The sequence below is a fragment of the Pantoea stewartii genome (assembly GCF_011044475.1).
GTDB classification, from domain to species: domain Bacteria; phylum Pseudomonadota; class Gammaproteobacteria; order Enterobacterales; family Enterobacteriaceae; genus Pantoea; species Pantoea stewartii.
This window is the reverse complement of sequence record NZ_CP049115.1, coordinates 2,461,542-2,488,276: the sequence shown is the minus strand read 5'-3', so window position 1 is coordinate 2,488,276 and position 26,735 is coordinate 2,461,542. Positions and strand designations below refer to the sequence as shown.

Annotated in this window: 28 protein-coding genes; 20 read left to right on the top strand and 8 right to left on the bottom strand. The window is 54.5% G+C overall.

Going from position 1 to position 26,735, the window contains the following annotated elements; translation table 11 throughout:
- Window positions 1–65: 65 nt before the first annotated feature.
- The 6 genes from G5574_RS11915 (at window position 66) to G5574_RS11890 (ending at window position 6,100) form a co-directional block, all read left to right on the top strand.
- Window positions 66–1,121 (top strand): SPOR domain-containing protein, encoded by a 1,056-nt coding sequence (locus G5574_RS11915; protein ID WP_033741569.1) that lies wholly within the window; start codon window positions 66–68, stop codon window positions 1,119–1,121.
- Between the two features lie 96 nt (window positions 1,122–1,217).
- A complete protein-coding gene (dam, locus tag G5574_RS11910; RefSeq protein ID WP_006120998.1) occupies window positions 1,218–2,030 on the top strand; it encodes an adenine-specific DNA-methyltransferase in 813 nt (270 codons plus the stop codon).
- 66 nt (window positions 2,031–2,096) lie between these two features.
- Window positions 2,097–2,780, top strand: a complete 684-nt coding sequence (rpe, locus tag G5574_RS11905; protein WP_006120997.1) for a ribulose-phosphate 3-epimerase — start codon at window positions 2,097–2,099, stop codon at window positions 2,778–2,780.
- On the top strand, window positions 2,764–3,441 hold the full coding sequence (locus G5574_RS11900) for a phosphoglycolate phosphatase (protein WP_006120996.1): 678 nt from the start codon (window positions 2,764–2,766) through the stop codon (window positions 3,439–3,441). Before rpe ends, G5574_RS11900 begins: the two co-directional genes overlap by 17 nt.
- Before the next feature lie 17 nt (window positions 3,442–3,458).
- Window positions 3,459–4,463 carry a tryptophan--tRNA ligase gene (gene trpS / locus G5574_RS11895; RefSeq protein ID WP_006120995.1) on the top strand — a complete coding sequence of 335 codons (1,005 nt, stop codon included), beginning with the start codon at window positions 3,459–3,461 and terminating at the stop codon, window positions 4,461–4,463.
- Window positions 4,464–4,816: 353 nt separating this feature from the next.
- Entirely contained in the window at window positions 4,817–6,100 is a 1,284-nt protein-coding gene (locus tag G5574_RS11890; protein WP_164482652.1) for a cytosine deaminase, read from the top strand.
- 36 nt (window positions 6,101–6,136) lie between these two features.
- Here the strand turns inward: G5574_RS11890 and tsgA are convergent, their stop codons facing one another.
- Window positions 6,137–7,315: an MFS transporter TsgA gene (gene tsgA / locus G5574_RS11885; protein ID WP_006120993.1), complete on the bottom strand. Its 1,179-nt coding sequence runs from the start codon at window positions 7,313–7,315 to the stop codon at window positions 6,137–6,139.
- A gap of 259 nt (window positions 7,316–7,574) precedes the next feature.
- Between tsgA and ppiA the strand changes: the two genes are divergently transcribed.
- The 5 genes from ppiA (at window position 7,575) to argD (ending at window position 11,031) form a co-directional block, all read left to right on the top strand.
- On the top strand, window positions 7,575–8,147 hold the full coding sequence (ppiA, locus tag G5574_RS11880; protein WP_033741562.1) for a peptidylprolyl isomerase A: 573 nt from the start codon (window positions 7,575–7,577) through the stop codon (window positions 8,145–8,147).
- A 78-nt stretch (window positions 8,148–8,225) separates the two neighbouring features.
- On the top strand, window positions 8,226–8,396 hold the full coding sequence (locus G5574_RS11875) for a YhfG family protein (protein WP_006120991.1): 171 nt from the start codon (window positions 8,226–8,228) through the stop codon (window positions 8,394–8,396).
- Window positions 8,386–8,985 (top strand): putative adenosine monophosphate-protein transferase Fic, encoded by a 600-nt coding sequence (locus tag G5574_RS11870; protein WP_006120990.1) that lies wholly within the window; start codon window positions 8,386–8,388, stop codon window positions 8,983–8,985. Before G5574_RS11875 ends, G5574_RS11870 begins: the two co-directional genes overlap by 11 nt.
- 161 nt (window positions 8,986–9,146) lie before the next feature.
- Entirely contained in the window at window positions 9,147–9,722 is a 576-nt protein-coding gene (locus G5574_RS11865; RefSeq protein WP_006122311.1) for an aminodeoxychorismate synthase component II, read from the top strand.
- An 88-nt stretch (window positions 9,723–9,810) separates the two neighbouring features.
- Window positions 9,811–11,031: a bifunctional acetylornithine/succinyldiaminopimelate transaminase gene (gene argD, locus G5574_RS11860; RefSeq protein ID WP_033741559.1), complete on the top strand. Its 1,221-nt coding sequence runs from the start codon at window positions 9,811–9,813 to the stop codon at window positions 11,029–11,031.
- Window position 11,032: 1 nt separating this feature from the next.
- On the opposite strand, the gene G5574_RS11855 is transcribed toward argD, so the two are convergent.
- Together G5574_RS11855 and crp are read right to left on the bottom strand one after the other, a co-directional pair.
- Window positions 11,033–13,108 carry a YccS/YhfK family putative transporter gene (locus G5574_RS11855; RefSeq protein ID WP_033741557.1) on the bottom strand — a complete coding sequence of 692 codons (2,076 nt, stop codon included), beginning with the start codon at window positions 13,106–13,108 and terminating at the stop codon, window positions 11,033–11,035.
- A gap of 58 nt (window positions 13,109–13,166) precedes the next feature.
- The gene (gene crp / locus G5574_RS11850) at window positions 13,167–13,799 is read right to left on the bottom strand and encodes a cAMP-activated global transcriptional regulator CRP (RefSeq protein WP_000242758.1); all 633 of its coding nucleotides are present in this window, start codon (window positions 13,797–13,799) and stop codon (window positions 13,167–13,169) included.
- 302 nt (window positions 13,800–14,101) lie between these two features.
- Here crp and G5574_RS11845 point away from each other — a divergent pair, with 302 nt between their 5' ends.
- Window positions 14,102–14,506: an OsmC family protein gene (locus tag G5574_RS11845; RefSeq protein ID WP_162286694.1), complete on the top strand. Its 405-nt coding sequence runs from the start codon at window positions 14,102–14,104 to the stop codon at window positions 14,504–14,506.
- Between the two features lie 29 nt (window positions 14,507–14,535).
- Here the strand turns inward: G5574_RS11845 and G5574_RS11840 are convergent, their stop codons facing one another.
- The 3 genes from G5574_RS11840 to G5574_RS11830 all read right to left on the bottom strand — a co-directional run bounded on the left by G5574_RS11840 (window position 14,536) and on the right by G5574_RS11830 (window position 16,706).
- A complete protein-coding gene (locus tag G5574_RS11840; protein ID WP_033741552.1) occupies window positions 14,536–15,405 on the bottom strand; it encodes a phosphoribulokinase in 870 nt (289 codons plus the stop codon).
- A gap of 61 nt (window positions 15,406–15,466) precedes the next feature.
- Window positions 15,467–15,685: a YheU family protein gene (locus G5574_RS11835; protein WP_033741550.1), complete on the bottom strand. Its 219-nt coding sequence runs from the start codon at window positions 15,683–15,685 to the stop codon at window positions 15,467–15,469.
- 4 nt (window positions 15,686–15,689) lie between these two features.
- Window positions 15,690–16,706, bottom strand: a complete 1,017-nt coding sequence (locus tag G5574_RS11830) for a hydrolase (RefSeq protein WP_006120557.1) — start codon at window positions 16,704–16,706, stop codon at window positions 15,690–15,692.
- 52 nt (window positions 16,707–16,758) lie between these two features.
- On the opposite strand from G5574_RS11830, the gene G5574_RS11825 reads away from it, so the two are divergent.
- A complete protein-coding gene (locus G5574_RS11825) occupies window positions 16,759–17,361 on the top strand; it encodes a LysE family translocator (protein WP_033741549.1) in 603 nt (200 codons plus the stop codon).
- Window positions 17,362–17,363: 2 nt separating this feature from the next.
- Here G5574_RS11825 and G5574_RS11820 read toward each other — a convergent pair whose 3' ends face one another.
- Window positions 17,364–18,344, bottom strand: coding sequence for a LacI family DNA-binding transcriptional regulator (locus tag G5574_RS11820; protein WP_164482651.1), 981 nt, complete (start codon window positions 18,342–18,344; stop codon window positions 17,364–17,366).
- A gap of 236 nt (window positions 18,345–18,580) precedes the next feature.
- Between G5574_RS11820 and tauA the strand changes: the two genes are divergently transcribed.
- From tauA to tauD, 4 genes are read left to right on the top strand one after another with little or no spacing between them, the layout of a single operon-like run.
- Complete coding sequence (tauA, locus tag G5574_RS11815) at window positions 18,581–19,558, top strand: taurine ABC transporter substrate-binding protein (RefSeq protein WP_033741547.1); 978 nt, start codon at window positions 18,581–18,583, stop codon at window positions 19,556–19,558.
- A gap of 10 nt (window positions 19,559–19,568) precedes the next feature.
- On the top strand, window positions 19,569–20,336 hold the full coding sequence (tauB, locus tag G5574_RS11810) for a taurine ABC transporter ATP-binding subunit (protein WP_033741545.1): 768 nt from the start codon (window positions 19,569–19,571) through the stop codon (window positions 20,334–20,336).
- A complete protein-coding gene (tauC, locus tag G5574_RS11805; protein WP_006120562.1) occupies window positions 20,333–21,163 on the top strand; it encodes a taurine ABC transporter permease TauC in 831 nt (276 codons plus the stop codon). The genes tauB and tauC overlap by 4 nt, the downstream gene beginning before the upstream one ends.
- Window positions 21,160–21,999 (top strand): taurine dioxygenase, encoded by an 840-nt coding sequence (gene tauD / locus G5574_RS11800; RefSeq protein WP_164482650.1) that lies wholly within the window; start codon window positions 21,160–21,162, stop codon window positions 21,997–21,999. The genes tauC and tauD overlap by 4 nt, the downstream gene beginning before the upstream one ends.
- Window positions 22,000–22,052: 53 nt before the next feature.
- On the opposite strand, the gene G5574_RS11795 is transcribed toward tauD, so the two are convergent.
- Complete coding sequence (locus G5574_RS11795; protein ID WP_164482649.1) at window positions 22,053–23,957, bottom strand: ABC transporter ATP-binding protein; 1,905 nt, start codon at window positions 23,955–23,957, stop codon at window positions 22,053–22,055.
- A gap of 111 nt (window positions 23,958–24,068) precedes the next feature.
- Between G5574_RS11795 and kefG the strand changes: the two genes are divergently transcribed.
- The 3 genes from kefG to G5574_RS11780 are packed head-to-tail and all read left to right on the top strand — an operon-like array spanning window position 24,069 to window position 26,644.
- Window positions 24,069–24,620 carry a glutathione-regulated potassium-efflux system ancillary protein KefG gene (gene kefG, locus G5574_RS11790; RefSeq protein WP_006120565.1) on the top strand — a complete coding sequence of 184 codons (552 nt, stop codon included), beginning with the start codon at window positions 24,069–24,071 and terminating at the stop codon, window positions 24,618–24,620.
- Complete coding sequence (gene kefB / locus G5574_RS11785; RefSeq protein WP_006120566.1) at window positions 24,621–26,426, top strand: glutathione-regulated potassium-efflux system protein KefB; 1,806 nt, start codon at window positions 24,621–24,623, stop codon at window positions 26,424–26,426. It abuts the gene before it with no gap.
- Window positions 26,427–26,449: 23 nt separating this feature from the next.
- Window positions 26,450–26,644, top strand: coding sequence for a YheV family putative zinc ribbon protein (locus G5574_RS11780; protein WP_006120567.1), 195 nt, complete (start codon window positions 26,450–26,452; stop codon window positions 26,642–26,644).
- Window positions 26,645–26,735 lie beyond the last annotated feature (91 nt).

Here is a 26,735-nt window from a genome sequence, read left to right as displayed (position 1 = left end):
GCAGGTAAGTGGTGACGCGACGCGCGGGTGCGCAGTGCGAACGGCCGCTTTACGGAGGAGGCAAAATGGATGAGTTCAAACCGGATGATGAGTTAAAACCTGACGCCAGTGACCGTCGTCCCTCGCGCCCACGTAAATCGTCCTCTGCGACGAAAGCTCCGGTCTCGCGCCAGCACGTCATGATGGGCGTCGGTATCCTTGTGTTGCTGCTGCTCGTGCTGGGCATTGGCTCAGCGCTCAACGGCGCTGACGACAGCAAATCCGCGTCGTCCTCTACTGACAAAGGCACCGCCACCAGCGGGGCCGCAGGATCGGGCAACGGAAAAAATATTGATCTCAGCGGCTCCACCGCCATGAGCGGCGGTCAGAACGCCACGGGAACAGCACAGCCTTCCACCGGCACTCCGAATGCAGCAGGAGCGGAACCGGCAGCGGGGGCGACAAATGCGCCACGTGATATTTCCATGCCACCGGTTGCATCCACACCCACGCAGGCAGCCCCGGTTGAAACCCCGGCTAATCAGCAACGCATTACATTACCCGGTGACCTGAACAGCGCATTGACCAACCAGCAACAGCAGGTGGATGGCGCCGCACAGGGTGCAGAAGGCAGCAGTTCTCTGCCGACCGCACCCGCTACGGTGAGTGGGAAAGCAGGTGCAGCGGCGAGTCTTCCCGCTACAGGTCGTCAAAACGCCGCGCAGGCACCCGTCACGCCGCGTCATACGCGTGAGCCTGCCAGAACGGCGTCTAAACCCGCAGCCAGCGAGCATAAAACCCACACAACGCCAGCGCACTCATCCGTGAATAACGCGCCGGCAAAAGCGGCGGGCAGTAGCGCTACGGCCAGCAAATCAGTACCGGGCGGCAACTACACGTTGCAGTTGAGCGGCGCATCTAAAGCGGAAAGCCTGAATGCCTGGGCGAAGAAGCAAAACCTGAGTGCGTACCATGTGTATAAAACCACGCGCAATGGTCAACCCTGGTATGTGCTGGTCAGTGGTTCTTACGCCACGCCGGCCGACGCAAAGCGTGCCGTTGCGACATTGCCTGCAGAGGTACGTGCACAGAATCCCTGGGTGAAACCGGTCAGTCAGGTCAGGAAAGAAGCCAGTCAATAAGTGATGTGGGGCCTGCCCATGCGGGCCCTGTTTTAAGCGCAGATCTGCTGTCGGTTCAACCACAGCCTCACAATAAGATGTAATTACCACGACAGCATGAAAAAAAATCGCGCTTTTTTGAAATGGGCGGGGGGAAAATTTCCCTTAGTCGAAGAGATCCACCGTCATTTGCCGCAAGGTGATTGCCTGATCGAACCCTTCGTTGGCGCGGGCTCCGTGTTTCTTAACACCGATTTTGATCGCTATCATCTGGCCGACATCAACAACGATCTCATCAATCTCTACAATATTGTCAAAACGCGCACGGCGGATTTTATTCGCGATGCGCGTTTACTGTTTACCAGCGAAACAAACAGCGAAATCCGTTATTACCAACTGCGCACGGAGTTTAACCTCAGTCATGACGCTTATCAGCGTGCGCTGCTGTTCCTCTATCTGAATCGCCACTGCTACAACGGCCTGTGCCGTTACAATCTGCGTGGTGAGTTCAATGTGCCGTTTGGGCGCTATCGTAAACCTTACTTCCCGGAAGCCGAGCTGCTCTGGTTTGCCGAACGGGCGCAAAAGGCGACGTTTGTCTGTGAATCCTACGATGTTACCCTGAACAATGCCCAAAAAGGCTCTGTGGTATATTGTGATCCGCCGTACGCGCCGCTGTCCGCAACGGCTAACTTCACGGCTTACCACACCAACAGTTTTAGCCTGCATGAGCAGCAGCATCTGGCGCAACTGGCCGCAAAGCTGGCGTCTGAGAGTCAAATTCCGGTCCTGATTTCTAACCATGATACGGAACTGACGCGTTGCTGGTATCAGGATGCCGTGTTACATGTGGTCAAAGTCCGGCGTTCTATTAGCCGAAGCATAACCGGTCGCACCAAGGTCGACGAACTGCTGGCACTCTATAGCTAGTCTGTTTCGTCCGCGGCCAGGGTACTACGCCAGCCATCATGCTGGCGCACAACAGTGGAGAATCGGATGAAACAATATTTGCTGGCCCCTTCCATCCTTTCGGCAGACTTTGCTCGCCTGGGTGAAGACACCGCGAAGGCACTGGCGGCCGGAGGCGACGTGGTTCACTTCGACGTAATGGACAACCACTACGTGCCGAATCTGACAATGGGACCGATGGTGTTGAAAGCGCTGCGTGACTATGGCATCACAGCCCCGATCGATGTGCATCTCATGGTGAAGCCAGTGGACGCGTTAATCCCCGAGTTTGCCAAGGCTGGCGCGACCTACATCACGTTCCACCCCGAAGCGAGCGAGCACGTTGACCGCACGCTGCAGTTAATCAAAGAGCACGGTTGCAAAGCAGGCCTGGTCTTTAATCCTGCCACTCCGCTCAGCTACCTCGACTATGTGATGGATAAACTGGACATCATTTTGCTGATGTCGGTGAACCCCGGCTTTGGTGGTCAGTCATTTATCCCCGGCACGCTCGACAAGCTTCGTGAAGCGCGTAAGCGGATTGATCAGAGCGGCTACAGCATTCGCCTTGAAGTCGACGGTGGTGTGAAGATTGATAACATTGCGCAAATCGCGGCAGCGGGTGCAGATATGTTCGTTGCCGGTTCGGCCATCTTTGGCCATCCGGATTACAAGAAAGTGATCGACGACATGCGGAACGAGCTGGAGAAAGCGAATGGCTCATTTCACTGATATTCGTGGGCTGGCCTTTGACCTGGATGGTACGCTGGTTGACAGCGCGCCGGGGCTGGCGGATGCGATCGATTTGACGCTGGCAGACCTGGCGTTGCCTGCTGCTGGCGTGGCGCGCGTATCAACGTGGATTGGGAATGGTGCCGACGTTATGATGTGCCGTGCGCTGACCTGGGCACTCGGGCGCGAGCCACACCCGGACGAGCAGCGTGATGCGCGTGTGCTGTTTGACAAACATTATGCCAGCACGGTGGAGGCGGGCAGTACCCTGTTTCCTCAGGTCAAAGAGACGCTGACACGGTTACAGGCCACAGGCATGCCGATGGCGATTGTGACCAATAAGCCGACGCCGTTTGTCGCGCCGCTGCTGCAATCGCTGGGAATCGACCAGGCGTTTTCGTTGATCATTGGTGGCGATGATGTGGTGGTTAAAAAACCGCATCCTGCCGCGATTTTTCTGGTGTTGGGTAAATGGGGGCTGCTGCCCTCACAACTGCTGTTTGTCGGGGATTCACGCAATGATATTCTGGCCGCGCAGTCTGCCGGCGTACCCAATGTCGGCATGACGTTTGGCTATAACTATGGTGAACCCATTGCCAGCAGCCAGCCCGATCTGACCCTTGACTCTTTTGACGAACTTTTGCCCGCTATCGGGCTTTAATTTATCAGGACATAAGCATGAGCAAACCCATCGTTTTCAGCGGCGCACAGCCGTCCGGCGAACTGACCATTGGCAACTATATGGGTGCGCTGCGTCAGTGGGTGCAGATGCAGGACGATTTCCACTGCATTTACTGTATCGTCGATCTGCACGCCATCACCGTGCGCCAGGATCCGGTTGCACTGCGTAAAGCCACCTTAGATACGCTGGCGCTCTATCTGGCCTGCGGCATCGATCCCGAGAAGAGCACCATCTTTGTTCAGTCGCATGTGCCGGAACACACGCAGCTCAGCTGGATTCTGAACTGCTACACCTATTTCGGTGAGCTGAGCCGCATGACCCAGTTCAAAGACAAATCCTCACGCTATGAAGAAAACATCAACGCGGGTTTGTTCAGTTATCCGGTGCTGATGGCTGCCGACATTCTGCTTTACCAGACCGCGCAGGTACCGGTGGGTGAAGATCAGAAACAGCATCTTGAGCTGAGCCGTGATATTGCGAGCCGGTTTAATGCGTTGTATGGCGATATCTTCAAGGTGCCGGAGCCGTTCATTCCAAAATCAGGCGCACGCGTGATGTCGCTGCTGGAACCGACGAAAAAGATGTCTAAGTCGGATGATAACCGCAACAATGTGATCGGCCTGCTTGAAGATCCCAAATCGGTGGTTAAAAAGATTAAGCGTGCGATGACCGACTCTGAAGAGCCGCCGGTTATCCGCTATGACATTAAAGAGAAAGCGGGCGTCTCGAATCTGCTGGACATCCTGTCAGGCGTAACCGGTACGCCGGTGACCACGCTGGAGCAGGCGTTCGAAGGCAAAATGTACGGGCACCTGAAAGGCGCGGTCGCAGAAGCCGTATCGGGCATGCTGACAGACCTGCAGGAACGTTATCATCGCTTCCGCAACGACGAAGCGTTGCTGGAAAAGGTGATGCGTGACGGTGCACAGAAAGCCCGTGCCCAGGCGCAGGAAACCCTGAAAAAAGTCTATGAAGCGGTCGGATTTGTTTCTCAACCCTGATCGGTAACGTTGTAAGTCAAACGGCGAGCGAAGGCTCGCCGTTTTGATTTTCCCCCCGGCGTAATGGGCGGCGCAGGCTGACCACGCTGCCGACAAAGGAAAATGACGGCTAGGTACCACGCGCAAACGGAGCGGAACGTGTGCCAACCCTTCCTGCGTTTCGCTTTCGGTAATCATGTCATCTTATTCGTCCCCGACCTTTTGCTCCCGCGCCTGACCTGTCCGCAGAGGCAGGGCACCGGTTCGGCCTCGTACGCGCTAAGTGATTTAAATAACGAATAAAGTCATCTGGAGCAGGGCAGAGAGATCGTGTTAGCTTTACTTCGCAGCGCTTAACGCATGAGGAGCCCGGAATGACAACAGCATCACTTCGCTGGATAAACAATCTGCGTTTGCCCACCCGGGAAGGGCTGTGGCAGATAGAGATCGTGGAAGGAAAAATCGCCCGCATCACGGCGCAGCCTCAGCAGCTGTCAGCCGAGGGCGCAGCACTGGATGCGGAAGGCGGCCTGGCGTACGCGCCTTTTATTGAGCCTCATATTCACCTGGATACCACCCAAACGGCGGGTGAACCGGCCTGGAATCAGTCCGGCACGCTGTTTGAAGGTATTGAGCGCTGGGCAGAGCGGAAAGCCTTATTGAGTCATGAGGATGTGAAACGGCGCGCGATGCAAACGCTGAAATGGCAGATCGCGAATGGCATACAGTTTGTGCGCACGCATGTGGATGTGTCCGATCCGACGTTAACCGCCCTCAAGGCTATGCTGGAACTGAAAGCGGAGATGGCACCCTGGATCACGATTCAAATCGTGGCGTTCCCGCAGGAAGGCATTCTGTCTTACCCTAATGGCGAAGCGCTACTTGAAGAAGCGCTGCGACTCGGCGCGGATGTCGTCGGCGCGATTCCCCATTTTGAGTTCACGCGAGAGTACGGCGTGGAATCCCTGCATAAAGCGTTCGCGCTGGCCAACCGTTACGACAGTCTGGTAGACGTGCACTGTGACGAAATTGACGATGAGCAGTCACGCTTCGTCGAAACCGTTGCCGCGCTGGCACACCGTGACGGGATGGGTGCGCGCGTCACGGCAAGCCATACCACAGCGATGCACTCGTATAACGGGGCTTATACTTCTCGTCTGTTTCGCTTACTGAAGCTCTCCGGCATCAACTTTGTTGCCAATCCCCTGGTGAATATTCACCTACAGGGTCGCTTTGACAGCTATCCCAAACGCCGCGGCATTACCCGGGTGAAAGAGCTGCTGGAGGCGGAGATTAACGTCTGTTTTGGCCATGACGACGTATTCGATCCCTGGTATCCGCTGGGTACGGGCAATATGCTTCAGGTGCTGCATATGGGATTACATGTGTGTCAGCTGATGGGGTACGAGCAAATTAATGCCGGGCTCGATCTGATTACACGCAACAGTGCCAACACGCTGAATTTAGCAGAGTACGGTATTCAGCGCGGTCATGAAGCCAGTTTTATCATTCTGCCCGCAGAGAACGGTTTTGATGCGGTCAGGCGGCAGGTGCCGGTGCGTTATTCGCTTCGGCGTGGAAAGGTCATCGCGGCGACGCAGCCCGCAGAGAGCAAAATCTGTCTGGAAACGTGGGAAGCGGTGACCTTCAGGCGTTGAAGCAAAGGGCGGCGCGTTGCCGCCGCCCTGAGAGGATTAATGCGTGATATGACCGTGCGAGCGGTGTTTGGTCACCAGGCCCAGCAACGCACACATGATAAACACCACGGCGTACAGGCCATTTGCCGTTAGCAGCGCGCTGTGCACGCCGCTGTTTTTCACAATGGGTGACGTAACGACGAAGGTCAGCATGGTACCCACGGTGCCACAGGTCAGAATAAAGTTAACCAGCTTGGGAGACGCGACTTTGGTTTGTAGAGAGCCGAGCGTAATGATGGTGGTATAGATCGCGCTTGAGCTGAAGCCCAGCGTCAGAATAATCCACCGCAACATGCTTGCATCCTGGCTGCTTACGAACCAGTACATCAGCACCGTGGCCAGTCCTGCCAGTACCATCAGAATACGTTGCAGATCGAAGAAGCGCAGCAGGAAGCTGAATACCCACATGCCGACCATATAAGCGGTCCAGAAGCTTCCTACCAGTTGACCGGCATCATCAATATTCATGCCCATCACTTTGGTGGCATATTCAGGCACCCAGGAAATAAAGCCGAGCTGGCCAAGAATGTAGCATAAGGCGGCAATCGCCAGTAACAGTACGCCCAGTCCCCATTTTTCTTTTTCAACCGTTGGGCTGTTCTCTGGCTTACGCAGAACCGGAAACTCCACGAATAACGTCATGATAAAAATACCGACGTAAATGACGCCAATGCAGACGTAAACCCAGTACCACGGCAGATGACGTGCCAGTAAAATGCCGGCCAGAATCGGGAAAATGGTGCCAGCCATACTAAAGAAGGAGTCCGTGAACAGCAGGCGTGAACCCCGTTGGCGGCCTTCGTACATGTGGGTAATCAGGAACGTCCCAATCGACATGGTGATACCACTGACGACGCCCAGTACGAACATGCACAGCGAAAATACCGACAGATCCCGGCTGGTCATCAGTCCGATAACGGCTAATACCATCAGCACAAAGCCAAAAATCAACTGGCGTTTGAGCGGCACAATGACCATCAACCAGGCATTAAGGAAAACGGCAGCCAGGATGCCACTGTTCAGGAAAGTGAAGGTGTTACCCATACTGTCGATGGGAATCTGGAAATCTTTCGCGATATCACCCATTACCATACCGGTGACAATCACCAGGGCACCGGTGAGCGCATAGGAAAGAAAGCTAATCCAGGTAAGGCCGATACGATTACGATTTGTCATGTTCTGAACCTGTTGGGAAGCGGGAGCGCTGAAGCGGCAGAAATTGTAAACGGAACCGTGATCTTAATAAACTAAGAGTGAAAACTGTTGTCATTCATTTCATCAATACTGTGATTTTAGTCACGAAGCGGAAGCAATCTTTTTCAGGCGTTTTTGGGTGCGTTTAGCGTAAATATAGGTAAAACGCTGGCTCTTGTATTACATGCTCTTTACAATCAATATCGTTTTTGAGCTAGCTCTCCAAAGTAAGGAATTACTCATGTTTAAACGTACTTTGACAGCGGCAGTTGCCCTGTTAGCGCTCTCTTCTGTTTCTGCCTCAGCTTTAGCGGCCAAAGGTGATACGCATGTCCTGCTGACCACTTCTGCCGGTAACATCGAACTCGAACTGAATAATCAAAAAGCACCGATCTCCGTTAAAAACTTCGTTGATTACGTTAACAGTGGTTTTTACAACAACACGATTTTTCACCGCGTTATCCCGGGTTTTATGATTCAGGGCGGTGGCTTTACCAATGAAATGCAGCAAAAACAAACCAATGCGCCGATCAAAAATGAAGCGGATAATGGTCTGCGCAACCTGCGCGGCACCATCTCCATGGCGCGCACCTCCGACAAAGACAGCGCCACCAGCCAGTTCTTTCTGAACGTCGCTGACAACGCCTTTCTGGATCATGGTCAGCGCGATTTTGGCTACGCCGTCTTTGGTAAGATCGTGAAGGGCCAGGACGTCGTGGACAAAATCTCTCAGGTGCCAACCAAAGATGTCGGGCCTTACCAGAATGTTCCCGTCAAGCCGGTGGTCATTTTGTCGGCAAAAGTCCTGCCCTGATTGTCTTGATTGCCATCCCGTTTCCGGCAAAGGGAAAATTTGCTCTTATACTTAGGGCAAACCTGAGCAGGAGGCGGTATGGCAAATACACTTACAGACAAACAGAAGGCAGCGCTCTGGCGACAGCGGCGGAATGCCAGCTATCGGGCAAGCTGTCGGCTTGAAGGCTTTACCCTGACGGAACCGGAGGTTAAGGGTGAAGAGGCGGAAGCCCGTCTGGCCTCTTTAAGGAGGCAATATGGCTGCTAATACTGCCGTCACGCAGGATCCCTACCTGTGGCAAAACGACACGGTCCTCAAAAACCGTCTCGATATTCATGATGAGGCACAGTTACGTAAAGCAGAACTGAGCTTTAGCGCCGCCCGGCTTGCCACACTTGAACTGGGCCCACCCAAAATCGGCCTGCCTTACCTGTGTCACATTCACCGTACGCTGTTTCAGGATGTCTACAGTTGGGCTGGCGAACTCCGCACGCTGGACATCTGGCGCGACGAAACCCCTTTTTGTCACTTCGAATATATCGAAAAAGAGGGTAATGCACTCATGGCCGCGCTAGAAGAAGAGAACGGCCTGGCCGATCTGCCTTTAGCTGAGTTTGCGAAACGCGTTGCCTGGTATTATTGCGAAATCAATATGCTTCATCCTTTTCGCGAAGGTAATGGCCGGGCGCAGCGTATTTTCTTTGAGCAACTGGCCCTGCATGCAGGTTACCTGCTGGAATGGGAAAAACTGAATCCGGAAGAGTGGGTCAGCGCCAGTCAGGCCGGTGCGGCAGGGGATTTACAACCGCTGGAAGACGTCTTTGCCAGCATCGTCAGCGAAGCGCACCCTGTCTGAACCCCGTTCCCGCCAGGGAGGCGAGCGCGTCTCCCTGCGCCTGATAGTCTGTTTTCCTCACATCACACTCACGTCACACCGCATGATAAGATACGGCTCTGGTCCTCATTCCGGATGCCGGGCCTTGTACGTATCCTTCTGATCTGCCTGAAATTATAACCATGCTGCTGCTTATTGATAATTACGATTCTTTCACCTGGAACCTGTACCAGTATTTTTGCCAACTGGGCGCGAACGTTCAGGTGGTAAGAAATGATGCCATCACTCTGGATGAAATGACGGCGTTGCCGTTAACCCACCTGGTGATTTCACCCGGCCCCTGTACGCCCGATCAGAGCGGGATCTCATTACAGGCCATTCGCCACTTCGCCGGTCGACTGCCGGTGCTGGGCGTTTGTCTGGGGCATCAGGCCATCGCCCAGGTGTTTGGTGCGCAGGTCGTGCGTGCGCGCGAAGTCATGCACGGTAAGACGTCTGCTGTTCAGCATAACGGCTGTGGTGTATTTCGCGGTCTGAATCAACCGCTGACCGTAACGCGTTATCACTCGCTGATTGTGAAAGCCGATACGCTGCCTGATGAATTTGACGTCACCGCATGGAGTTTACGTGACGGTCAGCCCGACGAAATTATGGGCATCCGTCATAAAACGCTGGCACTGGAAGGCGTGCAGTTTCATCCTGAAAGTATTCTCAGCGAACAGGGACATCAACTGCTCGCTAATTTCCTGCAACAGTAAAGTTGTGTTTGCCTTTAAGTGATTTTTTATGCATATTTCATGATTATTATTTCATCATGAATCAACTCATCAGTTTGCGAGGTTGTCAATGGCAGCGGAAAACATTGCGGTAACACGGGAAACGTTCGATCAGGTTATTTTGCCTGTTTATGCACCTGCGCAGTTTGTACCGGTAAAAGGCAAAGGAAGCCGGGTGTGGGATCAGCAGGGTAAAGAGTATATCGACTTCTCGGGTGGGATTGCCGTCACCGCGCTGGGCCATTGTCACCCGGCGCTGATTGAAACCCTGAAGAAACAGGGCGAAACCCTGTGGCACACCAGCAATGTGTTCACCAATGAACCGGCTTTGCGCCTGGCCAGCAAACTGATTAACGCCACCTTCGCGGACAGAGTGTTTTTTGCCAACTCCGGCGCAGAAGCCAACGAGGCCGCGTTTAAGCTGGCGCGTTATTATGCCTGTAAACGTCATAGCCCGTTTAAAAGCAAAATTATTGCCTTCCATAATGCCTTTCATGGCCGGACGCTGTTTACGGTCACGGTAGGCGGCCAGCCAAAATATTCCGACGGTTTTGGCCCGAAACCCGCTGACATTGTGCATGTGCCATTCAACGATTTGGCGGCAGTGAAAGCCGTTATCGACGACCACACCTGTGCGATTGTCGTTGAGCCCATTCAGGGTGAAGGTGGCGTCATGCCGGCCACGCCAGAATTTATGCAGGGGCTGCGTGAGCTCTGCGATAAACATCAGGCGTTGCTGGTGCTGGATGAAGTTCAGAGCGGTATGGGGCGCAGCGGTAAGCTGTTTGCTTATGAGCACTACGGCGTCACGCCAGACATTCTGACTTCGGCGAAAGCGCTGGGCGGTGGTTTTCCTGTCAGCGCGATGCTGACCACCGAGGAGGTGGCGTCAACGATGGCTCCTGGCGTGCATGGCACCACCTATGGTGGCAATCCGCTGGCCTGTGCGATTGCTGAAACCGCGCTGGATCTGATCAATACGCCAGACGTGCTGAACGGCGTGGAATCCCGTCGCCAGCAATTTGTCGAGGCACTCAAGGCGATTGATGCCCGTTACGATCTGTTTAGCGATATTCGCGGCAAAGGCTTACTGGTAGGCGCGGCCCTGAAGCCGCAACATGCCGGAAAATCACGCGATATCCTCAATGCCGCCGCGGCTGAAGGCGTTATGGTGCTGGTGGCTGGTACGGATGTGATGCGTTTTGCCCCTTCACTGATTATTGAACCCGCCGATATTGAAGAAGGCATGGCGCGCTTTGCCAAAGCGGTCGGGAAAGTCCTGGCTGCCTGAGTTATTTTCGACCCAGACTACGAATCAGCCAGCGACCATGATGCGGTCGCTGGTTCCACGCCAGCGATGAGATCGTGTGCATCACCTTAAGATGATCCAGAATGCGCCTGATGTGCTGCTCCAGTACTGTGACCGGTCCCTCGTTGATATCTTCAATTCCCTGTAACAGATCGGTTTGCGAACTTTCGCCGTCATATTCAAGCCGCTGCTGGCAACGCTGCAGCGCAATTTCACACCATTGCAGATAGTGCTCCGCCAGCGTAGGCGGCAGCATGGTATGTTCGCGTGCCAGAATCGTCATGGCGTTGATGTGCTCAACGATAAACTGGCTGTGCGTGACCCATAAACGCATATCCTGTAAATAGCGTGCGTTAAACCCCGGCTCCTGCATCGCCTGATTTAGTGAGTTAAAGACTGCATTGTGGGCCTGATTAACGTTAACGCGCTGATAGGCGAGTACCTCGGGAGACTGTTCCGGACCAAGCAACATGCGTAACGCGTCCTGGAAAGCCTCAAGCACATCATGTGCGTTCTGTCGTAGCAGGGCACTTTGCCATTGCGGCCAAAGCCATAACGTTCCGCCAAACGCAATCAGGCAGCCCATCAGGGTATCCAGCAGGCGCGGCAGTAAGAATTGTGCGCCGTTAAGTGACAGAAGTTGCAGGGTATATACCGCGGTGACCGTGAACCCCACCATCGACCAGCCGTAAAACTGGCGGGTAAAGCGATAGCTGATAAAGGTAATCACCAGCATGATGCTCAACACCAGCGGTTCAGGGACATCCAGCCGCAGCGAGGCCGCCGCAATCACCAGCCCGGCAAAGGTGCCCAGCGCACGGTGCTGAATACGCACCCGTGTGGCGCTGTAGTTACTCTGGCTGACAAACATAATGGTCATCAGAATCCAGTAGGGTTTGGGAATTGAAAAGAACAGCGCCAGCCCGCTACCCAGCATCAGCATCACAGAAAAACGTCCGGCCGTGCGCAGGGCAGATGAGCGCAGCGAGAGATAGCTTCTGAGTGCGGGCAGAAGCGGTAAACGGCGCTGGCGATCCGCCATCAAATCACGCTGATAAAGGGGCTTTTGTGTACGCAGTACCCGTGCGATGCGGCTGAAGTGATAAAGGCAAAAATTTCCTACCGGATTGTCCGGGTGCTGACGGGCGATTTTTTCCAGTGCCCCCAGCTGCTTGTCCATATCAAAGCGACTGGACAGTTGGTGGTACAGGATGTTGTCTGCCAGCTCACGTAAACGGGCGGAAATGGTTTTCGCATTCCAGCGAATCACGGCCTCTGCATGGCTTTGTTCTACCAGTTTTTGCACTTCTTCTGGCTGATGCAGGCTGACAGAAATGTGTTCCTGTAAATCCAGTGCGACCTGAAAAGCGCGGGTCAGTCGCTTATGACTGTGATCGCGGCTGGCGGACAGCATATGCATCTGCTGATAACAGGTGTTGATGAGGTCGATTGCTTTTTGTTGCCGCGCCAGCAACGGTGGTAGCGCCTTCTCCGGATCGGTAAGTTGCGTCAACAAGGTGTACTTGGCGTCACAATAGTTCGCCAGTTCGCGGTAAATCAGACTCAGGCTTTCACGCATTGGCTGCTCTTTCCACAGCCAAAACCAGAACCAGTTAAACAGGCCATACCACAGCGTACCGCCGATGTAGAGCAGGGGCGGTACGTAAATGGGCATGCGGCCAATCAGGCTGGTGGTAAATATCGCTGCGATCAGTGTGGCAGGGAGTAACCGTGCGTGCAGTGGGCTGATTTCACCTGTCACGCCCAGCAGCAAAGGCAGGGCGAAAAGAATAAGCGGTAAGGGCACGTCTTTAAACAGAAGCCACTGCATCAGTAAGCTACCCAAGGCAAACAGGCTGCCGCCGACAATCAGGCGTTTAAAGAAGCGTTTGTGGGGTGTATCCAGACCGGCAATATTGCAGCAGGCAGGCACCAATGAGAACAGCAATCCTTTTTGCAGATCGCCAAACAGCCAGCCGAGCGCGACGGGGAGACACAACACCAGTGTCTGGCGCAGGGCATAGTTAACTTCAGGGTGATAAATTATTCTTCGCCACATCGGCTCAACGCAAATAATTCACGGCATAACGTTGCCATTATGCCGTGAAGAATAAAGCTTAGCGCGTGCCGTAAACAACAATTGTTTTGCCGTGTGCGGAGATCAGATTCTGGTCTTCCAGCATCTTCAAAATACGTCCCACGGTTTCACGTGAACATCCCACGATTTGGCCAATTTCCTGACGCGTAATTTTAATTTGCATGCCGTCAGGATGCGTCATGGCGTCCGGCTGTTTCGCCAGGTTGAGCAACGTCTGCGCAATGCGACCGGTGACATCAAGGAACGCGAGGTTGCCCACTTTTTCCGATGTGACCTGCAGACGGCGCGCCATTTGCGAGGAGAGGCGCATGAGGATGTCCGGATTCACCTGAATCAGCTGACGGAATTTTTTGTAGGAAATCTCTGCCACTTCGCACGCGGTTTTCGCACGTACCCAGGCGCTGCGCTCCTGACCTTCTTCGAACAGGCCAAGCTCACCAATAAAGTCGCCCTGATTCAGATAGGACAGAATCATCTCCTTGCCTTCTTCATCCTTAATCAGTACCGCAACGGAACCTTTAACGATGTAGTAAAGCGTTTCCGCCTTTTCACCTTGATGAATGAGCGTACTTTTGGATGGATACTTGTGAATATGGCAATGGGACAGGAACCATTCAAGTGTAGGGTCTGTTTGCGGTTTGCCGAGAACCATTCGCTATTATCCTCTGTTGTAATCGTGCCCAAAATACAGGGCTCTGTTTCCCTGCCAGGCGATGTAAGCGTTAAGCGTCTTTCCATTCAGGAAATTATTCGGGCTGCATTCGGCGCAGTGCGCATCATTCTTCCCGGCTTCGTCTTCGGATGACGAAAAATATTTTCAGCTCTGTTTGTAGCACAGCTTACGTCGACTGTCTTGTGTTGTCTCGCTTCAGCAAGATGGCGTTTTCTCTGGATTGCTGTTTCCCAGGCAAAAGCGTACGCTGAGCCAAAACAGGGTATTCTGAGGTCAAAATTATGCAGGCACGCGTCAAATGGGTTGAAGGGTTAACATTCCTGGGGGAATCATCGTCCGGCCATCAGATACTGATGGATGGCAATTCTGGCGATAAAGCGCCGAGCCCTATGGAGATGGTGCTGATGGCGGCGGGGGGATGCAGCGCCATTGACGTTGTGTCAATTTTGCAAAAAGGCCGCAACGATGTGGTTGATTGCGAAGTGAAACTATCCTCTGAACGTCGGGAAGAAGCCCCCCGCATCTTTACCCATATCAATCTGCATTTTATCGTCAGCGGCAACGCACTTTCGGATAAAGCCGTGGCACGCGCTGTCGATCTGTCAGCGGAAAAATATTGCTCTGTCGCCATCATGTTAGGCAAAGGCGTCAACATTACCCACAGCTACGAAGTGATCGCGCTGTAATCTCACAGAGGCCAGGCTGGCCTCTGTGGTTATTCAATCCGTTTCCCTTCCATGAGCCGTTTTACTAACGGCGCCATAATTAACTCCATCGCCAGTCCCATTTTGCCGCCGGGTACCACCAGCGTGTTGATATTGGAAATAAACGATCCCTGCAGCATGGCCAGCAGATAGGGAAAATCAATGTCTTCCAGCCCCTGAAAGTGGATAACCACAAAGCTTTCATCCAGCGAAGGGATGGTGCGCGCGGCAAAGGGATTAGAGGTATCCACCGTGGGGACGCGCTGAAAGTTAATATGGGTTCGTGAAAACTGCGGCGTAATGAAATTGATGTAATCTTCCATGGAACGCACTACCGAATCCATCACCGCTTCGCGTGAATGGCCACGCTCGCTGGTATCGCGCACCAGTTTCTGAATCCACTCCAGGTTGACGATGGGCACGACGCCGACCAGCAAATCGACTTTTTCCGCCACATTGTGTTGTGCAGTCACCACGCCGCCGTGCAAGCCTTCATAAAACAGCACATCCGTATCCGGTGGTAACGGTTGCCAGGGCGTGAAGGTGCCGGGAACCTGATTCCAGGGAACGGCTTCATCATAGGTGTGCAGATACTTACGCGACTGACCCTTACCGTGTTCGCCGTATTCGATGAACGTTTGCTCCAGCAGGCCAAAATCATTCGCCTCCGGGCCAAAGTAGCTGATATGTCGCCCCAGATCGCGCGCTTTTCGGATAGCCATGTCCATTTCGGGTCGGGTAAAGCGGTGAAAACTGTCCCCTTCCAGTTCGGCAGCGTGCAAACCGAGTTGCTGAAAAATTTTACGGAACGCCAGGCTGGTGGTGGTGGTTCCCGCTCCGCTGGAGCCCGTTACCGCGATAATCGGATGGCGTGCAGACATAGTTGAAGTCCCTGTGACGTCGGGCGATGAGCATTGTTAGCACGATTTTCCGTTCGTTGCATCAGCCACGAAACTCGCTTTTGCGCATGATGTTGACCGACTCGTGCAGTTCCGACCATACCAGAACGACCTCGCCTTGCTCAAGCTGACGACGCACATCGGCGACTTTTTCCGTCAGGCTGAGCTCCTGCTCGCCGTAATCCGTGCCTTCACGCAAAACAAACGCTTCGATAAGATTTTCAAGGGTTTCGGGAGAAACCTGTTCCCAGGGAATAATCACAGAATCAGTTATCCAGATAAGAGGAAATCCACTGTGGCACGCGCTGCTCCAGCCACAACCGAGGCTGACGCAGGGTGCCACTGACGAAACCAACATGCCCACCCTGCTGTGTCAGCTGATAGGTAATAGTGGCAGATAATTGCGCAGGCTGCGGGATCACCTCATCGCTCATGAACGGGTCATCTTTTGCATGGATGATGAGCAGCGGTTTTGTCACGAACTTAAGTCGCGGCATAGCGCTGGCGCGACGGTAATAATCCGTGGCGTCGGCAAAACCATGCGCCCGGGCCGTGATCGCGTCGTCAAAGTCCCGCAGACGGCGCAGGGCGTTAAGCTGAATGAGGTTCACCGGCAACGTGTCGGGCCAGGCCCGCAGTTTACGCTGGGCATTCTTTTTTAACTGGCTTAACAGGTAACGCTGATAAACCTGTGAAAAGCCGCGCTCAAGTCGGGCGCTGCAGGGTTCCAGCATCAGGGGCGCAGACACAATCACGCCCGCGTCAATCAGGGCTTCATCACCTTGCTGGCCTAACAGGCAACCGAGCATATTCCCGCCCAGCGAGAAGCCGACAGCAGTTGTGGGCACCCGGCCCCAGCGCGTCGTCAGCCAGTGCAGGAAAAAACGCGCATCCTCGGTTTCACCGGAGTGGTATATCCGGTTCAGACGGTTCGGCTCACCGCTGCAGCCGCGAAAATGCATTACTACCGCCAGCCAGCCACGCTGTTTGCACTGCAGCATCAGGCCATGAATATAGGGACTGTGGAAACTTCCTTCCAGGCCATGAAACAGCACCACGCGCGGTTTATGCCGGGCAAACTGAGGATCTTCACTCCAGGCCAAATCAACAAAGTCACCGTCAGGTAAATCCAGCCGCTGCCAGTGTGGCGTTAACCTTTTCGTCCGCCGTATCAACCGCGGCAGAATGGTTTGCAGGTGCGGGTTGCCCAGACCGGGCAGGGGAATGAACGCCGCGTCGTCAGGGCCCGAAAATTTCATGTTGTAAAGGCTTGTCTGTTCCATATCACACTGTTAGCTTCGATAAGTTTTCACTAAGGGAGGAGAACCCGGGTTAATGGAACTCAGTCTGTTTTTATCATTATTAGGCTTTCTTTGGGTCGCGGCGATTACACCCGGACCTAATAATATGTTACTCACCGCCTCGGGGGCCAATTTTGGTTTTTTGCGCACCCTCCCGTTGATGATCGGCATTATGATCGGCATGCAGCTAATGCTGCTGCTGGTAGCGTTTGGCGTGGGTGGATTGATACTGCTTTATCCCTCCCTGCATCTCATCCTGAAAATTGCCGGTAGCCTTTACCTGCTGTGGCTGGCCTGGAAGATTGCCACCGCAGCCTATGAGAAGCTGGAAACCGATGCGGCGCCTGTCGCACCTATGCCGTTCTGGCAGGGAGGCTTATTACAACTGATCAACCCCAAAGCCTGGCTCATGGCGCTGGGTGCCGTCGCCAGTTTTAGTCTGGCCGGTGCGGGCTATCGCCATTCTGTCCTGTTAATTAGTCTTGGCATGGTTATGGTCAATCTGGTTGCAGGCGTTATCTGGATGGGCTTTGGTGCGATGATCGGCCGTATTTTACGTAGTCCCCGCGCCTGGAAACGCTTTAACCTGAGCATGGGGCTGTTAACGGCGGCCTGCGTATTGCTGATCTGGCACTGAGCTTAGCTGGATGCGCGCTCCAGGCGCGTCCAGGGCAACACTTCGCGAACAACCGGCGCGTGCGGCTGGCGAATTTTTTTCAGCAACAGCTGCACGCTGCGCGCGCCCAGTTGATACATGGGCTGTTCAATGGTGGTTAACGGTGGATTCAGGCTGCTGGTAAAGGGAATGCCGTCAAACCCCACGACGGCAAGGTCTTCCGGGACACGCAGGCCCGCCTCCAGCGCTGCATGCACCACGCCAACCGCCAGCACATCAGACACGGCAAATACCGCATCCGGCGGCTCCGCTAAACGCAACAATTCCTGCAATGCCCGACTGCCTTCTTCGCAGGTAATGCCTTCGGTATAGACGACATTCGTCCAGTCTGACCCCGATTGCGCAACGCCTTCTCGATAGCCTTGTTCGCGATATTGAGAATAGAGATAACGCATATCGCCATTCACCAGTGCAATGCGCTTACGGCCCCGGCCGGCCAGATAATGGACGGTATCACGTGCGGCGTCCAGATGATCGATGGAGACGGACGAGGCCGCAATCTCGGGATCAAACTCACAACACTGAATCCAGGGCGCATCACCGATAATATCGATCAGGCTTTGCAGCCCGGCGGCGGCATCCATCGTAATCACGCCGTCCACCACCTTGCCGGTCAGTAAGGTCAGGTAGGCCGACTCACGTTTAAACTGTGGGGCCGAATTGCACAGCAGAATATGGTAGCCGTGCATTTCTGCTTCAGCTTCGATGCCCTGAACAACTCGGGAGCAAAAAGGGTTCGTGATATCGGAGATCAGGACCAGCAGCATATGACTCTGCGAGGTTCGCAACTGACGCGCCAGCAGGTTTGGCTGATAGCCGCTTGTGGCAATGGCATCCAGCACTTTCTGTCGCGTATCTGCTTTTACCCCAGGATGCGCGTTAAGCACGCGGGATACCGTGGCTTTAGACACGCCAGCTAACAGGGCAACTTTGTCGATCGACATCGAACTCGCAAGCCTCACCGGGGAGCAAATAATAGCGCATATCAATAGCACAACCAGGATGTGAGCGCCTGACAAATTTATGGCTTTTTGTCTGAAATTTAATTTGCGTATAACGGCAATCTATTGCAGATGATGATCTAAGAATTTCTTTCTATTAGGGATAACTTTTAATTCCTTTATGAAATTACTTCTGCCAGCAACACTGCCCACATCATAAAAATGATGGGGGAAAAATCATGCAAAAAGGGCGACTCACGATTCTGGCGGCGGTCCTGTCAGTGCTGGCGTTTCAGGCCAACGCGGTCAACGTAACGGTGGCTTATCAGACCTCCGCTGAACCCGCTAAGGTGGCGCAGGCGGATAATACGTTTGCCAAAGAGAGCGGTGCGACGGTCGAATGGCGCAAATTCGATAGCGGATCAGGCGTGCTTCGTGCGCTGGCATCAGGCGATGTCCAGATTGGCAATATTGGTTCCAGCCCACTGGCCGTTGCGGCAACGCAGCAGCTCCCCATCGAAGCCTTTTTACTGGCTTCTCAGTTAGGCAATTCTGAAGCGCTGGTCGTGAAGAAAACAATCACCCGTCCCCAGGACCTGATCGGCAAGCGGATCGCCGTGCCCTTTATTTCGACCACCCATTACAGCTTGTTAGCGGCATTAAAACACTGGGGGATTAAGCCGTCTCAGGTTCAACTGGTCAATCTGCAACCGCCTGCGATTGTGGCGGCCTGGCAACGCGGGGACATTGACGGTGCTTACGTTTGGGCACCTGCGGTGAATGAACTGGAGAAAGATGGCACCGTTTTAACGGATTCGTCGCAGGTCGGGCGCTGGGGCGCACCGACACTTGATGTCTGGGTGGTACGCAAAGACTTCGCGCAGCAGCATCCGGATATCGTGACCGCCTTTGCCCGTAGCGCTATTGAGGCGCAGAAAGCCTACCTGGACCATCCCGAACAGTGGCTTAAACAGCCTGATAACCTCAGTAAACTTTCGCGCTTAAGCGGCGTGCCCGAGCAACAAATTCCTGGACTGGTTAAGGGCAACACCTATCTGACCGCCGCCCAGCAGGTGGCGCAACTGCAGCAGCCGGTGAACAAAGCCATCGTGGACACGGCGCAATTCCTGAAAGAACAGGGCAAGGTGCCGCAGGCCGGTAATGATTACAGCGCCTTTGTCACGAGTCGTTTTGTTGCGCCCCTGGTCAAGCCCTGAGGACATCGTCATGTTGCGAATAGCCCATCTGAACGCGAGCTATGGCGGACAGCCGGTATTACAGGACATCTCACTGCGCGTGGAGGATAACGCGCTGGTCGTTGTGCTGGGACCGTCAGGCTGTGGCAAAACCACGTTGCTGAACCTGATCGCCGGGTTTTTACCGGTCGAGTCCGGCAGTATTTCTCTGGACGGCAAGGCGATTCAGGGGCCAGGCGCCGATCGCGGCGTGGTGTTTCAGCATGAGGGCCTGCTGCCCTGGCGGAATGTGCTGGATAACGTCGCTTTCGGATTACAGATTGCCGGTATGGCGCGCCAGCCGCGTGAAGCCCTTGCACGGCAGATGATAAAAAATGTTGGGCTGGAAGGCGCTGAAAAGCGGCATATCTGGCAGTTATCTGGCGGACAGCGTCAACGCGTTGGCATCGCCCGTGCGCTGGCTGCCGATCCCCGCCTGTTACTGCTCGATGAACCGTTTGGCGCACTTGATGCGTTTACCCGTGAACAAATGCAGACCTTGCTGTTAAGGCTGTGGCAGGACAGCGGTAAACAGATCCTGCTGATTACGCACGACATTGAAGAAGCCATTTTTCTGGCGAGCGAGCTGGTGCTGCTCTCTCCGGGGCCCGGTCGGGTACAGGAAACGCTGACGCTGAATTTTGGCCAGCGTTTCGTGGACGGTGAACCCTGCCGCAGCATCAAGTCTGATCCCGATTTCATCGCCCAACGGGAATATGTGCTGAACCGGGTATTTGCGCAACGGGAGGCATTTGCATGAGTGCGATCATTAACGATGTGCCGACCCGCGCCCGGCGTCGTCGCCTGCGCTGGCCTTTCTCCCTGACGGCCACGCTGAGCACAGTGAGCCTGCTTGTGCTGTTGTTCATCTGGTGGAGCGTGACCACACTGGGGCTCATTGCGCCGCTGTTTCTGCCGTCGCCGCAGCAGGTGCTGAGTAAGTTACTGAGCGTTGCCGGTCCGCAGGGGTTTATGGACGCGACGTTGTGGCAGCACCTGTCAGCCAGCCTGACGCGCATGCTGATTGCGCTCAGCGCGGCGGCATTAACAGGCATTCCGGTGGGCATTGCGATGGGCGTCAGCCCGGTTTTACGTGCCCTGATCGATCCCCTGATTGAGCTCTATCGGCCCGTGCCACCGCTGGCGTATTTACCGTTGATGGTCATTTGGTTCGGTATTGGTGAAACATCGAAAATACTGCTGATCACGCTGGCGATTTTTGCCCCGATAGTGCTGTCGACTGTGGCCGGTGTTCGCAACGCACAGCAGGTTCGTCTGCGCGCCGCGGCATCGTTGGGGGCGAATCGCTGGCAACGGCTGCGCTGGGTCATCCTGCCGGGTGCCTTGCCAGAGATACTGACCGGCTTACGCATTGGATTAGGTGTGGGCTGGTCAACGCTGGTGGCCGCCGAGCTCATTGCTGCCACGCGTGGGCTGGGCTTTATGGTGCAGTCGGCAGGGGAATTTCTGGCAACGGATGTGGTGCTGGCAGGGATCGCGGTGATTGCCATTGTGGCATGTAGTTTAGAACTGGGTCTGCGTGCGCTACAGCGCCGTCTGACGCCCTGGAACGGAGAGCAAAAATGAACGAAAAGTTAGCGATTACGCCTCTGGGCCCCTTTATCGGCGCGCAGGTCGGCAACCTTGATGTCTCGCGTCCACTCAGTGACGCGCAGTTTGAGCAGCTCTACCATGCCCTACTGCGTCATCAGGTACTGTTTTTACGTGACCAGGCGATCACGCCCGAGCAGCATCGTGCGCTGGCCATTCGCTTTGGCGATCTTCATATCCATCCGGTTTATCCGCATGCGCCGGGCGTGGAAGAGATCATTGTCCTGGATACGCATCAGGATAATCCTCCGGATAATGATAACTGGCACACCGATGTGACGTTCATTCAGACGCCTCCGGCTGTGGCGCTGCTGGCGTCCAAAATCTTGCCGGAGGCGGGTGGGGATACGTTATGGACCAGCGGTATTGCCGCATATGAGGCGCTGTCTGCTCCCTTCAAAACCTTGCTGTCTGAACTCTATGCGGAGCACGATTTTACAAAGTCGTTTCCGGAATATAAACACCGTAAGACAGAAGAAGAGCACCAGCGCTGGCGGCAGGCTGCGGCGAAAAACCCACCTCTGCAGCATCCTGTTATCCGGACGCATCCGGTTAGTGGGAAAAAAGCGCTGTTCGTCAATGAGGGTTTTACAACCCGAATTCTGACGCTGAGTCAGAAAGAGAGCGATGCATTACTGGGCTTTTTGTTTGCGCATAGCACGAAACCGGAGTTTCAGGTGCGCTGGCGCTGGCAGCCTAATGACCTGGCGATTTGGGACAATCGCGTCACTCAGCACTACGCCAATGCCGATTACTATCCGGCCCGAAGAGTGATGCAGCGCGCCACGGTATTAGGCGATAAGCCTTACTGAACCGTACCGCGAGTACACCGGTACGGTTGTGACGAAAGGTGATGCCGCCTCTGTCAGGAGGCGAGCATCGCTTCCAGTTTTTCCTGCGCGTCCAGCCAGGCCATTTCCACCTCTTCCAGCGCCGATTTACTCTCAGCCTGTTTTTGCAGGGCAGCCGTTAAATCAGCCTTGCGGCTGTGTTCGTAGAGCGCGCTGTCTGCCAGCAGGTGTTCGGCGTCGGCCAGTTGGGCTTGCCACTTCGCCATCTGTTTTTCTAACTTCTCGATTTCTTTGCGCAAGGGCTGGGTCTGCGTTCGCAGCTCGGCTTCACGACGCTTTTGATCCTTGCGGGCCTGAGCACTGTTACCATTGTCCTGTTTAGGCGCGGCCTCATTTTGCGTTTGCTGTTTTTGCAGGTCGCTCAGCCACTGCTGATAATCTTCCAGATCGCCCGGGAACACATCAACGCTGCCATCATGCACCAGATAGAGGTCATCGGTGGTGGCACGTAACAGATGGCGATCGTGCGATACGACAACCAGTGCGCCTTCGAAATCAATCAACGCCTCAGTTAATGCCTGACGCATGTCCAAATCGAGGTGGTTGGTGGGTTCGTCCAGTAAAAGCAGGTTGGGGCGCTGCCAGACAATCAGCGCCAGTACCAGCCGCGCTTTTTCGCCGCCTGAGAAGCGTTCGGTTACCTCTGTGACTTTATCGCCCTGGAAGCCAAAGCCGCCCAGATAATCCCGTAACTGCTGCTCGAGCACTTTCGGCGCAAGCCGTGAAAGATGTTGTAAAGGCGACTCATCGGCGCGCAGGTATTCCAGCTGATGCTGAGCGAAGTAACCCAGCTTGATCCCTTTCGCCAGGCCAATTTCGCCCGCTTTGGCGGCGAGTTCGCCCGCCAGCAGCTTAATCAGCGTTGACTTGCCGGCACCGTTGCGACCCAGCAGGCCAATGCGCGATCCCGGCACCAGGTTAAGTTTAATGGCGTTCAGAATAATGCGATCGCCATAGCCCGCGGTGACTTTATCCATTTTCAGCAGCGGATTCGGCAGGCTTTCGGGTGCGCGGAAGCTGAAGCTAAACGGATTATCCACATGGGCTGGCGCAATCAGCTCCATCCGTTCCAGCATCTTAATACGGCTTTGCGCCTGTTTGGCTTTGGTGGCCTGTGCACGGAAACGATCGATATATTTTTGCAGGTGCGCCACTTTTTCCTGCTGACTCTGGTATAACGCCTGCTGCTGGGCCAGTTTCGCGCCGCGCTGGCGTTCGAAGGAACTGTAGTTACCGGTGTACTCGGTCATCGTCTGCTGTTCGATGTGGATAATTTTGTCCACCACCGGATCGAGAAAATCGCGATCGTGCGAGATCAGAATCAGCGTGCCCTCATAGCTTTTTAGCCAGCGTTCCAGCCAGATCACGGCGTCCAGATCGAGGTGGTTCGTCGGTTCATCGAGTAACAACAGGTCCGATCGACACAGCAGTGCCTGGGCCAGGTTAAGACGCATGCGCCAGCCCCCCGAAAAATCATTGACCGGGCGCTGAAGCTGTTCCTGACTGAATCCGAGCCCGTGCAGCAGGCTTGAGGCGCGCGACTGAATCGTCCAGGCCTGAATGGTATCGAGCTTACCGTGAATCAGAGCGATGGCATTTCCGTCATTTCTGATGTTGGCCTCTGCCAGTTCTGCTTCAAGATGGCGGTATTCACGGTCACCATCAATGACATAGTCAAGGGCGGCCTGGCTGAGGGCAGGCGTTTCCTGATTCACCCAGGCAAGCGACCAGTTACCGGGAAAGGTAAACGATCCCGCATCGCTGGTGATCTCACCTTTCAGCAACGACAGCAGGGTGGATTTTCCACAGCCGTTTTTACCCACCAGCCCGACTTTTTGGCCGGGATTGATGGTGGCGGTAGCGTTGTCGAGCAGGACGCGAACACCGCGGCGAATTTGTAGGGCAGAAAAGACAATCATAAGCGCCGTATCGTCAGAATATGTTAATTTACGTGCAACATAATTGGGTTTTTGTTGCGTTGTGCATGGTAGCGGAAATCCGTACCAATGACGACGCTTTGGAGGGAAAGGATGTCGCAGCCACCTAAGATTTTGCTGCTTTTTGCTCATCCGGAAGCGCAGGATTCCATCGCAAATCGTATTTTGCTGGACGCGGCCAGGCCCCTTGAGCATGTTACTGTTCATGACCTCTATGCCGCCTATCCGGATTTTTTTATCGATATCCACCATGAGCAACAGCTACTGCGTGAGCATGATGTGATTATTTTTCAACATCCTCTCTATACCTACAGCTGCCCGGCGTTACTTAAAGAGTGGTTAGATCGCGTGTTGTCCCGGGGTTTTGCCAACGGCATAGATGGAAACGCATTAGAAGGAAAGTACTGGCGCAGTATCGTCACAACCGGCGAACCTGAAACGGCCTTTCAGCAGCACGGACTGAACCGCTATTCCATGAATGACATTTTGCGACCTTTTGAGCTGACCGCACAGATGTGCCGTATGCACTGGATGTCGCCGATGATTATTTACTGGGCGCGCCGTCAGCAACCTGATTTACTCAAAAAATATGCCCGTGCCTATAGCGACTGGCTGGCAGCACCGCTGCCGAATGGAGGGTTATAAATGGAAGGACAAACGCTGCTGACCGCAGGAGTCATCTATCTCTTTGCGGCGGTGCTGATTGTACCGGTAGCGGCTCGCCTGGGGATTGGCGCAGTATTGGGGTACTTACTGGCCGGTATTGCCATTGGTCCGTGGGGACTGGGATTTATTAGTGACGTCGACGAGATTCTGCACTTTTCTGAACTGGGCGTTGTCTTTCTGATGTTTATCATCGGGTTGGAACTGAACCCGGCAAAGTTGTGGGCGCTGCGCCGTTCTATCTTTGGTATCGGTGCCGCGCAGGTGATTTTCTCCGCCGCCATTCTTGGCGCATTGCTGTGGCTGACAAACTTTGACTGGCGCGCGGCGGTAATCGGCGGGATCGGTCTGGCCATGTCATCAACAGCGATGGCCTTGCAGCTGATGCGGGACAAGGGCATGAACCGCAGCGAAGCGGGCCAGCTAGGGTTTTCGGTGCTGCTGTTTCAGGATCTGGCTGTTATTCCGGCGTTGGCACTGATTCCGCTTCTGGCCGGGAATGACAGCGGCAGCGTCGACTGGATGAAAGTGGGCATGAAGGTCCTGGCGTTTGCCGGCATGCTCGTCGGGGGCCGCTATTTACTGCGCCCCATTTTTCGCTACATCGCGGCCTCAGGCGTGCGTGAAGTATTTACCGCCGCCTCGCTGCTGCTGGTATTGGGCTCCGCGTTGTTTATGGATGCGCTGGGGTTATCCATGGCGTTAGGCACCTTTATCGCCGGGATTCTGCTGGCGGAAAGTGAATACCGTCATGAGCTGGAAGTGGCGATCGAGCCGTTCAAAGGCTTACTGCTGGGGCTGTTTTTTATCTCGGTGGGCATGGCGCTGAACCTCGGGGTGCTTTATACCCACATTATCGCCATTTTACTGGGCGTACTGACGCTGGTGTCGGTCAAGTTACTGGTGCTGTATGTGCTGGCTCGAATCTATGGCTTACGCAGCTCTGAACGTCAGCAGTTTGCCGGCGTGTTGAGTCAGGGCGGCGAGTTTGCTTTTGTACTGTTCTCGGCGGCCTCGTCAGCCAGACTGTTCTCGGGCGACCAACTGCCGCTGCTGCTGGTTACCGTGACGCTGTCCATGATGACCACGCCGCTGCTTATGCAGGCAATTGATCGGCTGTTGGCGCGTCGCTTTAATGAAAGCGATGAAGACACTGAAAAACCCTTCGTTGAGGACGATCAGCCGCAGGTCATTGTGGTGGGCTTCGGACGTTTTGGTCAGGTAGTGGGCCGTTTGCTGATGGCAAACAATAAGCGCATCACCGTACTGGAGCGTGATATTAGTGCGGTCAACCTGATGCGCAAGTACGGCTACAAGGTTTACTATGGTGATGCAACGGAGCTGGAACTGCTGCGAGCGGCGGGTGCGGCTGATGCGCAGTCAATCGTCATTACCTGCAGCAATCCGGAAGATGCGATGACGATTGTGCATCTCTGCCAGCAACATTTTCCGCATTTGCAGATTATGGCGCGTGCCCGTGGTCGTGTGGAAGCCCACGAACTGCTGCAGGCGGGCGTGACGCAGTTCTCACGCGAAACTTTTTCCAGTGCGCTGGAACTGGGGCGTAAAACGCTTATGTCGCTGGGAATGCATCCTCATCAGGCTCATCGGGCACAGCAACACTTCCGCCGGCTGGATATGCGCATGTTGCGGGAGCTGATGCCTGTCCACTCTGATATGGCGCAGATTTCCCGTGTCCGCGAGGCGCGACGTGAACTGGAAGACATTTTTCAGCGTGAAATGCAGCATGAACGACGTCAGTTCCATGACTGGGATGACGATCAGTAATCAAAAGACACAGGTAGAACAGCATGCGTAAACGCTTTATTGCTGGTGCGGTATGTCCGCATTGTCAGGAAAAAGACACGCTGGCCATGTGGCGTGAAAACAATGTCGATGTCGTCGAGTGTGTGAAGTGCGGCCATCAAATGCGGGAAGCCGATAAACAGGCACGCGATCAGGTTCGCAGTAACGAGCAAGTGATCGGAATTTTCCATCCCGAGTAGCGAAATGGCCCAGCTTTTTTTAAGCTTAAGCACACAGCGGGATTGAATTCCGTTACAATTGACGCCATTAACGCTGAAGTCGCAAGAGCAA